Origin of the sequence: Granulicella aggregans, from assembly GCF_025685565.1 — a bacterium.
Classification (GTDB): Bacteria; Acidobacteriota; Terriglobia; order Terriglobales; family Acidobacteriaceae; genus Edaphobacter; species Edaphobacter aggregans_B.
In genome coordinates, this window is the sequence record NZ_JAGSYE010000006.1 from 112622 (window position 1) to 126767 (window position 14146).

Below are 14146 nucleotides of genomic sequence, written 5' to 3' on the forward strand. Positions count from 1 at the left end.
CAGCGGGTTTCGAGATTCCCGCTGGCCGTCATCTCAATCAGCAAGTGACTTCTAGATGGAACTGCTCAACACCCGGTTCAGCCGCTGTACAAACGAGGCCGGGTCCTGCAACTGCACGCCTTCCATCAGCAGAGCCTGGTCGAGTAGGAGCCAGGCCGCATCGGTCGCCAGAGCATCGTCCGGCCGAGCCAGCAGCTTCTTCACGATCTCATGATCGGGATTGATCTCGAGCGTAGGCTTCGGCGCGGGAATGTCCTTCTGCCCCATCGCTCGCATCATCTGCAGCATCTGGAGGGAAGGTTCATCTTCATCGCTCACGATCACGGAAGGGCTGTCCGCCAGCCGCACCGACGCACGAACGTCCTTTACGCGATCGCCCAGCGTGGCCTTCAGCTTGTCGAGCAGCGGCTGCAGTGTCTCGGATTTATCGGCATCCGCTTCGTCTTTCAGGTCGTCACTGGTTGCGGCCTTGTTGACTGCCTTTAGCTCAATCTCGCCGTACTTGTCGACACCGGAAAAGACGATCTCGTCGAAGTCGTCGTCGAGGATCAGCACCTCGATGTCCTTCTTCTTGTAGATCTCCAACAGCGGCGAAGACTTCAGCAGTGACTCTGACCCGCCAGTGATGTAATAGATCGCCTTCTGCTCTGGCTTCATCCGAGACTTCACATCGGCGAGGCTGGTCAACCCCTCCGCCTTCGTGGACTTGAAACGGACAAGCTCCAGCAGCGTCTCGCGATTGGCATAGTCGCTGTACAGACCTTCCTTCAGAGGACGATTGAACTGCTGGATGAACTCCAGGTACTTCTCAGGCTGCGACTCCGAAGCGTTCTTCAGCTCGGTCAGGATCTTCTTCACGCTCGCCGTTCGAATGCTGGTCAGGACGCGGTTCTGCTGCAGAATCTCACGGCTCACATTCAGCGGCAGGTCTTCGCTGTCGATAACGCCGCGCACGAAGCGCAGATACTGCGGCAGCAGTTCCTTGGCGTCGTCCATGATGTAGACGCGCTTCACATATAGCTTCACGCCGACGCGATAGTCCGCATTGTAAAGATCCATCGGGGCCTTCGACGGAATGAAGAAGAGTGTCGTGTACTCCAGGCTGCCCTCTGCTTTGGTGTGGAACCAGAAGAGCGGATCGTTCCAGTCGCCAGAGATGGACTTATAGAACTCCTTGTAGTCCTCGTCCTTCAACTCGCTCTTGCTGCGCCGCCACATGGCGCTCGCGGCGTTTACCTGCTCGGTAACGAGTTTCTTTTCGGACTTCTTCTCTTCCTCGTTCCACTCGCTCTTCTCGTAGGTCAGGAAGATGGGGAACGCGATGTGGTTCGAGTACTTCTTGACGATCTCCTGCAGCCGCCAGCCATTGGCGTACTGCTTCCCTTCCTCGTTCAGGTGCAGCTTGATGGTCGTACCTTGCGAATGACGCTCTGCAGGCTCGATCTCGAAGCCGCTCTTGCCGTCACTCGTCCACTTGAAGGCCTGCTCTTCGCCGGCCTTCCGCGAGATCACCTCGACGTTGTCGGCCACCATGAAGGCGCTATAAAAGCCCACGCCGAACTGACCGATGAGGTTCGAGTCCTTCTTCGCATCGGAGGATAACTGCGCGAGAAAGTTCTTTGTGCCCGAGCGGGCGATCGTGCCGAGGTGCGAGACGAGATCTTCCTCGTTCATACCGATGCCGGTATCGCTCAATGTGATGGTGTGATTCTCTTCGTCAAGCTCCAGGTCAATCCGCGGATCGAACGCGAACGACTTGAAGGCGTCATCCGTCAACGTCAGATGGCGCAGCTTATCGAGTGCGTCGGAGGAGTTCGAGATCAACTCGCGGAGGAAGATCTCCGGGTGCGAGTAGAGAGAGTGGATGATGAGTTGGAGGAGTTGGCTGACTTCGGTTTGAAACTCACGTTTTGTAGCGGTTGCGTTTGCCATAGGCATCCATTATCGCTCTTCTTCGCGTGTCGATAAAGTCCGAAGACAGCCTTCCATCCGCAATTTTCAATCTGGATTTACATGGTCCAGATCGAGGTTCAATTCCAGCACGTTGACCGTTGGCTCGCCGAGCAGACCGAGGGTGCGTTGCGTCGTATGCTTCGCTACAAGGGTCCGCACCATATCTTCGCTCAGCTTGCGCTGCTTCGCAATACGGGCCACCTGGTACTCCGCAGCGGCCGGCGAGATGTGCGGATCGAGACCAGACCCCGATGTGGTCACAAGGTCGATCGGCACCGGCACGCCTGGGTGATCAAGCTGCACAGTTGCGGTGTCAGCGGCGATCCGGTCGACGAGCTTCTTACTCGTCGGGCCAAGGTTCGACCCACCCGACAAGGTGGGATCATAGCCCGCACCAGCGGCAGATGGCCGGCTGTGGAAGTAGTTATCGCCGCTAAAGGGCTGCCCAATCAAGGAGGAGCCGACGACCATTCCACTCTTCACGATCAGGCTTCCGTTCGCCTGCTTCGGGAAGGCCGACCGAGCGATCACCGTCACCAGCATCGGATAGCCGATACCCAGCAAGATGGTTGTGACGATCGTGTAGAGAATCGAAGTGATAAGTGCCTTGCGCATTGCCTCTCCTATGGCTAAGCCAGGTGAATCGCGGTGATGACGAGGTCGATGAGCTTGATGCCGACAAATGGCACGATGATGCCGCCAACGCCATAGATGATGAGGTTGCGCCTCAGCAGAGCTTCAGCGCTCATCGCCCTGTATCCAACGCCCTTCAGCGCCAGAGGGATTAAGCCAATGATAACGATGGCATTGAAGATCACGGCCGAGAGGACAGCCGATTGCGGCGTCTTCAGGTGCATGATGTTCAAAGCGTTCAGCACCGGGAACGTAGCCGCAAACATGGCTGGAATGATGGCGAAGTACTTCGCCACGTCGTTCGCGATGGAGAAGGTGGTGAGTGCGCCGCGCGTCATCAGGAGCTGCTTGCCGATCTCGACGATCTCAATCAGCTTGGTCGGGTTAGAGTCCAGGTCGACCATGTTGCCCGCTTCCTTTGCCGCCTGCGTGCCGGTATTCATGGCGACGCCTACATCTGCCTGAGCCAGTGCGGGAGCGTCGTTGGTACCATCGCCCGTCATCGCAACGAGCTTGCCGTCCGCCTGCTCGCGCTTGATCAAATCCATCTTGTCCTTGGGCTTAGCCTCGGCAAGAAAGTCATCGACGCCAGCTTCGCGCGCAATCGCCGCAGCGGTCAACGGGTTGTCGCCAGTGATCATCACGGTACGAATGCCCATCGCGCGGAGTTGGGCAAAGCGCTCCTTCATGCCGCCCTTGACGATGTCTTTCAGGTGGATCACACCCAGAGCACGGCGGCCTTCCGCAACCACCAGAGGCGTGCCTCCGCTGCGCGCAATCACGTCGACAGCATCGCGTACCTCCTGCGGCATGGAACCACCGTTCTGTTCGATGAACTTCGCGATGGCGTCCGTCGCTCCCTTGCGAATCTGGCGGCCATCGACATCGATGCCCGACATTCTCGTGAGCGCGCTGAACGGGACGAACTCTGCATGAAGCTCGCTCATCTCGCGCCCGCGAAGGCCGAAGCGCTCCTTGGCGAGCACGACGATGGAGCGGCCTTCAGGGGTCTCATCGGGCAACGAAGACAACTGCGCTGCATCGGCGAGTTCCGCGTTGCTCACACCCGGCGCGGCAACAAAGTCACTCGCCTGGCGATTGCCGAGCGTGATCGTACCTGTCTTGTCAAGCAGCAGCGTGTTCACATCGCCCGCCGCTTCAACGGCACGCCCGGACATCGCGAGAACATTGTGCTGCACCAAGCGATCCATGCCAGCAATGCCAATCGCCGAAAGCAGGCCACCGATCGTAGTCGGGATAAGGCACACCAGCAGAGCGATCAACACAAACACCGACTGCGGAGCTGTCGAATAGATCGCGAACGGCTGCAATGTTCCCACCGCGAGCAGGAAGATGATCGTCAACCCGGCCAGCAGGATGTTGAGCGCAATCTCATTCGGAGTCTTCTGCCGTTCGGCCCCTTCGACCAGCGCGATCATGCGATCGAGGAACGTCTCGCCAGGGTTGGACGAGATGCGAACCGCGATGCGGTCCGATAGAACCCGCGTGCCGCCGGTGACTGCCGAGCGGTCGCCGCCGGCTTCGCGGATGACCGGTGCCGACTCTCCCGTGATGGCCGATTCGTCGACCGAAGCGACGCCCTCGATCACGTCGCCGTCACCGGGAATCATCTCCCCTGCGATGCATTGGACTATATCTCCCACGCGGAGAAGCGCGCTTGAAGTCGGCGTAATAGTGCCGTCCGGCGAAAGCTTGTTGGCCATCGTCTCCGACTTTGCCTGACGTAATGCGTCGGCCTGGGCCTTGCCGCGGCCTTCGGCCATCGCCTCCGCAAAGTTTGCGAACAGCACCGTGAACCAGAGCCACAGGGTCACCTGGAGATCGAAGCTGAAGGGTCCGCGATTTGTAACTAAATCGCGCACAAGATAGATCGTAGTGATGACGCTGCCAATCTCCACCACGAACATGACCGTGTTCTTCATCATGTTGCGGGGATGCAGCTTCACCAGCGCATCCATTGCAGCGCGGCGGACGATCTTCACGTCCCACAAGGAGCGCTTTTGCGCGGTAGACATGCCAAATCTCCTTAGTAGCTCTTGCCTGCAAGCATCTGCAGGTGTTCGAGAATTGGTCCAAGAGCAAGCGCGGGAAAGAAAGTGAGAGCGCCCACAATGAGAATCACGCCGACCAGAAGCACCGCGAACAGCGGCGTGTTCACAGGGAAAGTTCCAGCCGAGGGCGGCACCAGTTTCTTCTGTGCGAGGTTTCCCGCGACGGCCAGCATGGGAACGATCATCAGGAAGCGCCCGACCAGCATCGCTGTGGCCAGCGATAGGTTGTACCAGTGCGTATTCGCGTTAAGACCGGCGAACGCTGAGCCGTTGTTGCCTGTCGCCGAAGCATAGGCATAGAGAATCTCCGACAACCCGTGCGGCCCGGTGTTGTTCAGGCTCGCCAGACCCAAGTTCGGCATCAGCACCGTGACTCCGGCGAAGAGGAGCACCGAGAATGGGAAGATGAGCACGTACAGCATCGCCATCTGCACGTCGTAGGACTCGATCTTTTTGCCCAGATACTCGGGCGTTCGGCCGACCATCAGGCCCGCGATGAAGACGGTCACCACGACGAAGATCAACATGCCATACAGGCCAGCGCCGACGCCGCCAAAGACGATCTCGCCAAGCATGATGTTGACCATCGTGACCAGGCCGCCCAGTGGCATGAAGGAGTCATGCATTCCATTCACGGCACCGCAGCTCGCGTCCGTTGTTGCGGTTGCGAAGAGCGCCGTGTTCGCGATGCCAAAGCGAACTTCTTTGCCCTCCATGTTGCCACCACTCTGCATCATCGATGCAGTCTGGTTGACGTTGTGCAGCAGAGGGTTCGGATGACTCTCTGCCCAGTACAGCACGAAGACTCCAGCAAGGAACAGCGCAGACATCGCGGCGAAGATGGCCCACCCATGTCCCGGTGACTTCACCATCCGGCCCAGCGTGACCGTTAGCGCCGCAGGGATGACGAAGATGGCGAACATCTCGAGAAAATTCGAAAGCGCGGTGGGATTTTCAAACGGATGCGCGCTATTGGCCTGGAAGAAGCCCCCGCCATTGGTGCCCAGCATTTTGATCGCCTCCTGCGAGGCGACCGGTCCCTGGGCGATGCTCTGCTTGGTCACGGTCTGCGTAATCACCTTGCCATCCGCACCTGTCGTTTGCACCTGCTGCGGCTGCACAAGCGTCGCTGAGTCATACGGCCTGAAGTTTTGCACGACTCCCTGCGAGACGAGTGCCAGAGCGAGGATCAGGCTTCCCGGCAGCAAGACCCACAGTGTTGCGCGTGTTGTATCGACCCAGAAGTTGCCCAGCGTCTTCTTCTCGCGTCCGGCAATGCCGCGTACAAATGCGATGGCGAGAGCGATACCGACAGCGGCTGAGGCGAAGTTGTGATAGGCCAGCGTGACCATCTGGGTCAGGTAGCTCATCGTGGCTTCGGGAACGTAGGCCTGCCAGTTGGTATTGGTGGTAAACGACGCGGCCGTGTTCATCGCGAGGTCGGGCGCAACTGCGGCCAGCTTCTGCGGGTTCAGCAGCGACTGAAGCGGAAGCACCGCCTGGAGCCGCTCGATCGCATAGGTAACCATCATGGTTACAACGCTGAAGAACAGCATGGCGAGGGCGTACTCCGTCCACTTCATCTCGTGGGCTTCGTCGACGCCGGTCAGCTTGTAGATCAAACGCTCAATCGGTCTTGCGAAGAAATCGAAGAACGTCTTCTCGCGGCCAAAGACTTTGGCCATGTACTCGCCAAGCGGCTTCGCCGTGAGCGCGATCAGAGCGAAAAACAACGCTATCTGCAGCCATCCATTTGAGGTCATCAAAACTTCTCCGGACGCAGCAGCGCGAAGATAAGGTAGGCCATCAAAAGGACGATGACCAATACAAGAAGGACTGGCTCCATCACTTGGCTGGTCCCTTCTTCGAGAGCAGACTGCAGCCCCTTACGTAGAGGACCGCGATGGCGAAGAACGCAACTCCCATCGCTATCATTCCCAGATCCCACATGTCCCAGGTTCCTTTCGGCGCCCCAAAGTAGCAGCACACGCACGCCCATAGGCGCGACAAAACCCATTCCACGCTCGCTGCACTAAAGAGGCTGTAACGGAGACATAAAGAATTCGTAAAGGGGCCGGCCATCGCTGGCCCGTCGCCCCTTCAGTCCTGCGGCTTGCTCTCGTCGGCTACAGCGACGAACCGGTACCCCACCCAGGGTTCTGTTTGAATGTATATCTCTCCGCGATCTCCCAGCTTCTTGCGAAGCTGCCCGATTGCGACGCGAAGATACTCCGGTTGCGAGGTCGCATTCGCGCCCCACACCGCATTCAACAAATCGCGGTGCGAGAGCACCTTTCCCGGCGACTGCGCCATGTACAACAGCAACTCAAACTGCTTTGGCGTCAGGTGAATCTCGTTTTCCTGCACGGTTACGCGGTGCTCCGGCACGTCGATCACAAAGTCACCGACGCTAACCGACTGACTCTTCGGCGCATCCGCAGTCTGGCGTCTCAGATGGGCGCGAATTCGTGCTTTGAGCTCCTGGATATTGAATGGTTTGGTTACGTAATCGTCGGCGCCCGCGTCGAGCGCCGCCACCTTCGCGCCCTCCTGCTCGCGAACGCTCAACACGATGATCGGAGTCTGGGCGATCGTACGTATCTCGCGGCATAGCTCCACGCCGCTCATCTCCGGCATCGATAAGTCGGTGATCACAAGGTCGGGCCGCCACTCGCGAAAGAGGATCAGCCCGTCGAGTCCATTGGACGCGGTCTTGATCTCGTATCCCTGGCTGCCGAGCGTTACCTGCAAGGTCCGCAGGATCTGGCTCTCGTCATCGATCAGGAGGAGCCTTGCGCGCTCCTGTTTGTCATTCGTCATCGTCTTCGTCCTTCTCGGGCTGGGTCACAATGTGAACATCGACCGTGGGCACATCGCTCAGGAAGCGTTGAATCGCATAATAGTAAAAGTATTTCCGCAGACCTTTGATCTGCGACCTGCCAAAGATCACCTGGGTGATGCGCTTCTCGCGAACCAGTTGCGCAGCCGCCAGCGGAACGCTCTTCGCCGTGACGCGCACCACCTGCGCCTTCAGGTTTGCCGCGAACTGAACGTTATTCTCAAGCGCGCGCCTGCTCTCCTCGTCAAGTTCGCGATCGCCTTCGACGTGCAGCACATACAGCTCGCCTTCGACAGCCTCAGCCAGCCGCGCTCCACGTGCGATCAGATATCGTGCACGTGGATTGGCGCTGATGCAGACCAGCACACGCTCCCGCACCGCCCAGTTATCGCGGATGTGGTGGGCGTCCATGTAGCTCGTCAGCGTCTTGTCGACCGCCTTGCTGACGTGCTGCAGGGCAAGCTCGCGCAGAGCGATCAGATTGCCGCGACGGAAGAAGTTCGAGAGAGAGCGCTCGACCCGCGCCACGGGATAGATGTCGCCGCGCCGCATTCTCTCCTGGAGAGCCTCAGGAGTCAGGTCCGCCATCACGACTTCATCCGCCTGCTGAATTACCCAGTCCGGCACGGTCTCGCGAATCTCGACGCCCGTCACCCGCTGGACCGTGGGAGCAACCGTTTCGATGTGCTGGACGTTGATCGTCGAGAGCACATCGATCTTCGCCTGCAACAGCTCCTGCACATCCTGCCAGCGCTTCGCGTTGCGGCTGCCCTCGATGTTGGTGTGCGCGAGCTCATCGACGAGGACGATCTGCGGTCGTCGCGCCAGGATCGCGTCGAGGTCCATCTCGTCGAACGGAACACCGCGATATTCGATCTGCCGCCGCGGAATCACTTCCATCTTCTCAACCAGCTCAGCCGTCCGCGCCCGGCCATGCGTCTCGACGATGCCCACGACGATGTCTTCGCCGCGCTCCTTGCGCCGGATCGCCTCGCTCAACATGCTGTAGGTCTTGCCCACTCCCGGCGCGTAGCCAAGAAAAAGCTTGAGCGTCCCGCGCATCTTCTCGGGATCGGTATGGGCCAGCCACTCTTCAGGGGTCTTCGGCATTCGCAGAGAACTCGAACCTTCACGCTATCATGTCATCCATGCAGATGCGGTTGCTGGTCAAGGTCATCCCGTACATCGTCTCCACCGTCATGCTCGCCCTGATCGTGTACGTCTACTTTCATCTCATTCACGTGAACACGACGACGGTTGCCTTGACCTTCATCGTCGACATCCTCATCGTCGCGGCGTACTGGGGATTTCGTGCCTCTCTTTATACCTCTCTCGTCGCGGCGCTTTGTTTTAATTACTACTTCCTTCCACCGTTCCTTACCTTCACCGTTTCAGACTCACAGAATTGGGTCGCCCTAATCGCCTTCCTCAGCACAGGCATCATCGCCAGCAATCTCTCCGACCGGGCCCAGACTGAGACCCGCATCTCCAACAAGCGCCGCCGCGAGGCCGAGCGACTCTACGAGTTCAGCCAGCAGCTTCTGGTCGCCCCCAATGTCGTCGAGCTTGTCGGCACGGTGCCCGCCAAGCTGGTCGATATCTTCGCTCTGCGCGACGTCGCCCTCTATCTCCAGTCCCGCAACCAGACCTACCGGTCCAATCAGGAGTTCTTCAAAAACGATCGCGAGCTCCGGGTCGCGGCCCAGGTGCAGGACCACTCCACGCGCGAAGGCAACATCACCTTCGTTCCCATTCGTCTGGGCATGCGGCCGATTGGGGCGTTCGCAATCGCCGGAACCGGGGTCTCGCGGGAGGCGCTCGACGCCATTGGCGGCCTCATCGCGATCGCTGTCGAGCGCGCCCGCGCCGTAGAGACGCTGAGCCGCAGCGAAGCGGGCCGAGAGAGCGAACGCCTGCGCAATGCCATCCTCGACTCCGTCACGCACCAGCTTCGGACGCCATTGACTTCGATCACGATGGCGATCTCCAGCCTTCGCTCTGACCCCGATCTGAGCCCCGAAGCACGCTCGGAGATGATGATCGTCATCGACGAAGAGGCGCAGCGGCTGAACCAGCTCATCTCGCAGGCGGTGGAGATGGCGGAGCTAGACACCGACGACGTGAAGCTCGAACTCGCCCCGAGCGATATCGCCGCGCTTCTGCCCGAGGCACTGCACGAGGCCAAGATCAATCACGCGCATCATCCCGTAGAGATCCACGTTGCACCAGACCTGCCAAAGATCTGGCTTGACCACGACCGCATTGTGAAGGTACTGCTGCACCTAATCGAGAACGCCGCGAACTATTCGCCTGCCGGAACGCCGATCATTCTGAGCGCGGAGCCGAGCGGTAAGTGTGTCGTGGTGAGCGTCGCCGACCGCGGACCAGGCATCGACGACCTCGAGCGGTTGATGATCTTCGACAAGTTCTATCGCGGCGAAAGCCAACGCTTTCGCGTTCAGGGCACCGGCATGGGATTGGCCATCGCGAAGGCCATCGTCGAAGCACACCACGGAACGATCGGCGTGACCAGCCAGCTCGGACAGGGCTCGGTCTTCTCCTTCACCTTGCCCATCAACGCACCCGCATAGGCTTCTTACTAGCCGGCAAAGCTCGGGTGCCCCATCTATCGCGCCTTTGTCCCACGCGATGGAAGGGACGTAAAACGTCGCTACTCCTTCTTCGCCGCCCCGCTACCTTCAATTACCTTAAAAATCCCGTCCACACCGGGTAGCTTGATCTTCTCGACGGCACCGCTTGGCCAATGAACCTCGACTTCATCGATCGCAGTCGCATCCCCGATGCCGAAGTGCAGACGCTTGTCGCTGGTCGAAGCAAAACTGCCTCCGCTCACTACATCGCCGCGCTGCCTGAAGCTCGCAGTCTTCAGATACACCGTCGAGCCCACGGCATCGCGAGGGCTCTTAGGCCCACCGACAAGCTCCAGCTCAACCCAGTGATTCTTGTTCTCCGAGACGTTCCGAAGGAACGATGGCGTGCCATCCATATTGTTGATGATCGCGTCGATCTTGCCATCGTTGAAAAGGTCGCCGAACGCCAGGCCGCGGCCAACTCCGGTCTTCGCAAGGCTCGAGCCTTCGACCGCAGCAACCAGCTCCAGCTTGCCCTTGTCGCTGTGGAACAGCAGAGGCCGCTGCTTCCAGCTTGTGCCCCAGGGCATGTTGTCGACCTCGGGATACACGTGGCCGTTCGCCTCCAGCAGATCGAGCCAGCCATCGTTGTCGTAGTCGAAGAATGAAGTGCCCCAGCCGAGGAACGGCACCGTCGGCTCAGCGATGCCCATCTGGTAGCTGACGTCGGTAAAGTTCGCGTCGCCATCGTTGCGATAGAGCGGCTTGTAGTCGTCTGAGAAGGTGGTGTTGTAGAGATCAACCTTGCCGTTGTGCGTCAGGTCGCCGGACGCGATGCCCATCGATGCCGTCTCGCGGCCACCCTCGTTGAGCGCGTAGCCGGACGCGAAGCTGTCATCCTCAAAGGTGCCATCGCCCTTGTTGATGTAGAGGTAGTTCGGCGTGGAGTCGTCGGCCACCAGCAGGTCGACCTTGCCATCGTTGTTCACATCGATGAAGAGCGAGGCGAGCCCATAATACGAGGACTTCGAGTCCGCAACGCCAGCCTTCTCGCTGACATCGGTGAATGTCCCGTCGCCATTGTTATGGAAGAGATGGTCCGGCTCGCCCTTCAGACCGCGTGGGCCACACATCACCTTCACTCCGCGAAATTGGCAGAAGCTCCCGGCAACGCTCTGCGATCCGGACGCGGGCGGCTCAACCATGTCGTAGTGGACGTAGCCAGGGACGAAGAGGTCGAGCCTGCCGTCGCCGTCGTAGTCGCCCCACGTCGCAGAGGTCGACCAGTTGCCCAGCGTCACGCCCGCCTTCTCCGCAACATCCGTGAACGTCCCGTTATGGTTGTTGTGATACAGCCGGTTCTTGCCGTAGTTCGAGACGAAGATGTCTGGCCAGCCATCATTGTCGTAATCGGCAACGGCTACACCGAAGCCCCAGCGCTCATTCGTCACGCCAGCCTGATCGGCAACGTTCGTAAACGTCCCGTCGTGGTTGTTATGGAACAACGCAGCGCGCGGCGCAGGAGCCTTACCCGCCTCCGCCTCAAACGTTGAGCCGTTGACCATGTAGATATCGAGCCAGCCATCATTGTCGTAGTCCAGCAAACCAACGCCCGAGCCAACGGTCTCGATGATGAAGTGCTTCTCCGGCGTCCCCATGGTGTGGTGCCACTTCGCCAGGCCGCTCTTCTCCGCGATGTCTATGAAGATCGGAGGTCCAGACTTCACAAAGCCACCCGCGGTGATAGGACGATGCTCCGCGTCAAGCACTGCCGCATGCGCCCCGCCGGTGTTCACTCCGCCCATTGCCGCCGGCTGGCCACCCTCGGTCGGCTTCTGCTTGTCTGCCTCGGAGGTCGACTGCGCCACCGCGCTCGCTCCCATCGCAACCGCCAACGCCAATCCAGCTACCCGCACAATCCCCACCTGTTTCCCCTTCAACTCAAAAGCTCTCCGGCGACCACGCTACACTTCTGGTTGCAAATTCGCATCCACCCATAGGTGGAGACGGCGTTATCGCGCCGCCGCAATCTCTACCAAACCAGACTCCTCGGCTACCGTTCGCTTCAACTGCCCGCACGCGGCGTAGATGTCCCGCCCGCGCGGTCTGCGGATGTACGTCGGCAACCCGCCATCGATCAGCATCTTCTGAAAGATCGCCACGTCTTCCGGCGTCGGCTGATGATACGCAATTCCCGGCCCGGGATTCCAGACGATGAGATTGACCTTCGCCTTCGTCCCTCCGAGCAGTGCCAGTACCTCCCGCGCATGCTCGGGCCGGTCATTCACCCCGCCAAGCAGAACATATTCGAAGGTGACATACTCCCGTTTGCCGAGCGGAATCGTATCGACCGCTTCGAGCAGGGCCGCGATGTTCCACTTGCGCGTAATCGGCATCACCTCGGCGCGGACCTTGTCGTTTGAGGCATTGAGCGAAAGCGCCAGCTTGGGCCTCACACTCTCCTGCGCAAATCGGCGGATCGCCGGCTCAATGCCGCTGGTTGAGACCGTCATCCGCGACTCCGGAATCCCCATCGCCCCGCTCAGCAGCCGCACGCTATCCATAAACGCGTCGTAGTTCAGGAAGGGCTCGCCCATGCCCATGTAGACCAGGTTGATCCGGTCCTGACCCACCTTGATTCCCTGCCGCGCCAACACCGAGGCAACCTGCCCCGCGATCTCGCCAGCCGTCAGGTTGCGCTTGATCCCCAGCTTCGCCGTCAGGCAGAACTGGCAGTTGACCGCGCACCCCACCTGGCTCGAGATGCAGATGGTCGCGCGCCGGTAGCCACTCTTCTCCAACGTCCCAACGTCCTGAAACCTCTTCCTCGCAGCTGGGGGGCGGACAATAGAATTGCCGTCATTCTGCCCCTGAGCTTGCCGAAGGGGAAGAATCCCCGCATTGGCTTCATCTTCGCCACCAATCTCAATCAGATCAACCTCACCGGCCTCCTCCGCAGCGGCTTCGCTTCCATCCCCGCGCTCGCCGCCATCACCTTCGGGCATCCATACGGTCTCGACGGTCTCGCCGTCGTCCATCCGCATCAGGTAGCGTTCGGTTCCGTCGATCGACGTCGCCGTCTGCGCAATCTTCGGGCGACCCACGACATAGCCTTCAGCCGCCAGCCGATCGCGAACTTCAATCGGCAGCGTTGTAATCTCCGCCAGCGACTCGACACGCCCCTTGTAGAGCGCCTCAAAGATCTGAGTCGCCCGATACTTCGTCAGCCCGAGGCCTCCCACCAGCTCCTGCAACTCCGCCAGCGTCTTCCCGAAGAGAGCCTTGCCAACAGATGCCAAATTTATTGCCGACTGCTCCATACTCCTGCCTTCTACGATCACTCTTAAGTTTACGATGACTGTGCCGGCGAAATGGAGTCCGACCAGTAGTTCTGTGTAACCTCCTGCATATGTCCTATGCAGATGATCCTGAAGGTTGGCACCGCCTCCGCGATGCCTATGCCCGGATGCCAAACGACGAACTCCTTGAATTAAACAATCAATTCGACAGTCTCAGGGACGATGCGCAAGGCCTGCTTCGCAACGAACTCACCAGACGCAAGCTTTCCGCCCCGCCCGCTATCTTGCCCGACATCGCTGAATTACCTTCTGAACTCGATGCCGGAGTGACGGAAGAAGAAGCCCGTACCTACTTCCCCTCCGATCTCCTCCAGATGGGCGGTGTCGCCCTGTGCGAATGCGACACGACCGACCAAGCCAATTTCGTCGGCTTTATCCTGGCGGAAGAACGCATCGCCTCAACCATTCGGCGCAACGAAGGAAGATTCGACCTTCGCCTTCCTCAGGTGCTGGTCGCTCCCGACGATCTGGACAAGGCGAAACAAGTCCTGAGCAGCGCTAACCTGACCGAACTCCGCCCGCGATTCGAAGCCGAATCAGCGATTACGAGCCGCGATTTCGCACCACCAGCTTGCCCGAACTGCTCGTCTGAAGAGCTTCTCCTCGAAACCGTCGAACCGACCAACACCTGGGTCTGCGAAGATTGCGGCACCACCTGGCAAGATCCGCCTTTAGAGGCTCTCCCTACGAACTGACTCG

11 protein-coding genes are annotated in these 14146 nt (G+C 59.5%); 2 read left to right on the forward strand and 9 right to left on the reverse strand.

Annotation, left to right across the window (positions count from 1 at the left end; translation table 11 throughout):
• Positions 1 to 51: 51 nt before the first annotated feature.
• The 7 genes from htpG to OHL18_RS21910 form a co-directional block, all read right to left on the reverse strand.
• Complete coding sequence (htpG, locus tag OHL18_RS21885; protein WP_263377013.1) at positions 52 to 1932, reverse strand: molecular chaperone HtpG; 1881 nt, start codon at positions 1930 to 1932, stop codon at positions 52 to 54.
• A gap of 66 nt (positions 1933 to 1998) precedes the next feature.
• Positions 1999 to 2568, reverse strand: a complete 570-nt coding sequence (kdpC, locus tag OHL18_RS21890; RefSeq protein ID WP_263377014.1) for a potassium-transporting ATPase subunit KdpC — start codon at positions 2566 to 2568, stop codon at positions 1999 to 2001.
• 14 nt (positions 2569 to 2582) lie between these two features.
• Positions 2583 to 4622, reverse strand: a complete 2040-nt coding sequence (gene kdpB, locus OHL18_RS21895; RefSeq protein WP_263377015.1) for a potassium-transporting ATPase subunit KdpB — start codon at positions 4620 to 4622, stop codon at positions 2583 to 2585.
• Between the two features lie 11 nt (positions 4623 to 4633).
• The gene (kdpA, locus tag OHL18_RS21900) at positions 4634 to 6421 is read right to left on the reverse strand and encodes a potassium-transporting ATPase subunit KdpA (RefSeq protein ID WP_263377016.1); all 1788 of its coding nucleotides are present in this window, start codon (positions 6419 to 6421) and stop codon (positions 4634 to 4636) included.
• Positions 6421 to 6675 carry a K(+)-transporting ATPase subunit F gene (kdpF, locus tag OHL18_RS23410; protein WP_396275079.1) on the reverse strand — a complete coding sequence of 85 codons (255 nt, stop codon included), beginning with the start codon at positions 6673 to 6675 and terminating at the stop codon, positions 6421 to 6423. Before kdpF ends, kdpA begins: the two co-directional genes overlap by 1 nt.
• An 83-nt stretch (positions 6676 to 6758) precedes the next feature.
• Entirely contained in the window at positions 6759 to 7478 is a 720-nt protein-coding gene (locus OHL18_RS21905) for a response regulator transcription factor (protein ID WP_263377017.1), read from the reverse strand.
• A complete protein-coding gene (locus OHL18_RS21910) occupies positions 7468 to 8607 on the reverse strand; it encodes a histidine kinase (protein ID WP_263377018.1) in 1140 nt (379 codons plus the stop codon). The genes OHL18_RS21905 and OHL18_RS21910 overlap by 11 nt, the downstream gene beginning before the upstream one ends.
• A gap of 29 nt (positions 8608 to 8636) precedes the next feature.
• On the opposite strand from OHL18_RS21910, the gene OHL18_RS21915 reads away from it, so the two are divergent.
• Positions 8637 to 10088 (forward strand): sensor histidine kinase, encoded by a 1452-nt coding sequence (locus OHL18_RS21915; RefSeq protein WP_263377019.1) that lies wholly within the window; start codon positions 8637 to 8639, stop codon positions 10086 to 10088.
• Positions 10089 to 10168: 80 nt separating this feature from the next.
• On the opposite strand, the gene OHL18_RS21920 is transcribed toward OHL18_RS21915, so the two are convergent.
• Entirely contained in the window at positions 10169 to 11893 is a 1725-nt protein-coding gene (locus OHL18_RS21920; RefSeq protein ID WP_263377063.1) for a CRTAC1 family protein, read from the reverse strand.
• Positions 11894 to 12100: 207 nt separating this feature from the next.
• The gene (gene rlmN, locus OHL18_RS21925; protein ID WP_263377020.1) at positions 12101 to 13408 is read right to left on the reverse strand and encodes a 23S rRNA (adenine(2503)-C(2))-methyltransferase RlmN; all 1308 of its coding nucleotides are present in this window, start codon (positions 13406 to 13408) and stop codon (positions 12101 to 12103) included.
• A gap of 89 nt (positions 13409 to 13497) precedes the next feature.
• On the opposite strand from rlmN, the gene OHL18_RS21930 reads away from it, so the two are divergent.
• Complete coding sequence (locus OHL18_RS21930; RefSeq protein WP_263377021.1) at positions 13498 to 14142, forward strand: hypothetical protein; 645 nt, start codon at positions 13498 to 13500, stop codon at positions 14140 to 14142.
• The last annotated feature ends 4 nt before the right edge of the window (positions 14143 to 14146 follow it).

What these genes read in the sequence shown, in the direction of transcription:
- OHL18_RS21915 (WP_263377019.1), top strand. Translation starts at nt 8,637, where the DNA reads ATGTCATCCATGCAGATGCGGTTGCTGGTCAAGGTCATCCCGTACATC.
- rlmN (WP_263377020.1), bottom strand. Translation starts at nt 13,408, where the DNA reads ATGGAGCAGTCGGCAATAAATTTGGCATCTGTTGGCAAGGCTCTCTTC.
- OHL18_RS21920 (WP_263377063.1), bottom strand. Translation starts at nt 11,893, where the DNA reads ATGGGCGGAGTGAACACCGGCGGGGCGCATGCGGCAGTGCTTGACGCG.
- kdpB (WP_263377015.1), bottom strand. Translation starts at nt 4,622, where the DNA reads ATGTCTACCGCGCAAAAGCGCTCCTTGTGGGACGTGAAGATCGTCCGC.
- kdpF (WP_396275079.1), bottom strand. Translation starts at nt 6,675, where the DNA reads ATGGGTTTTGTCGCGCCTATGGGCGTGCGTGTGCTGCTACTTTGGGGC.
- kdpC (WP_263377014.1), bottom strand. Translation starts at nt 2,568, where the DNA reads ATGCGCAAGGCACTTATCACTTCGATTCTCTACACGATCGTCACAACC.
- OHL18_RS21905 (WP_263377017.1), bottom strand. Translation starts at nt 7,478, where the DNA reads ATGACGAATGACAAACAGGAGCGCGCAAGGCTCCTCCTGATCGATGAC.
- OHL18_RS21910 (WP_263377018.1), bottom strand. Translation starts at nt 8,607, where the DNA reads ATGCCGAAGACCCCTGAAGAGTGGCTGGCCCATACCGATCCCGAGAAG.
- htpG (WP_263377013.1), bottom strand. Translation starts at nt 1,932, where the DNA reads ATGGCAAACGCAACCGCTACAAAACGTGAGTTTCAAACCGAAGTCAGC.
- OHL18_RS21930 (WP_263377021.1), top strand. Translation starts at nt 13,498, where the DNA reads ATGTCCTATGCAGATGATCCTGAAGGTTGGCACCGCCTCCGCGATGCC.
- kdpA (WP_263377016.1), bottom strand. Translation starts at nt 6,421, where the DNA reads ATGACCTCAAATGGATGGCTGCAGATAGCGTTGTTTTTCGCTCTGATC.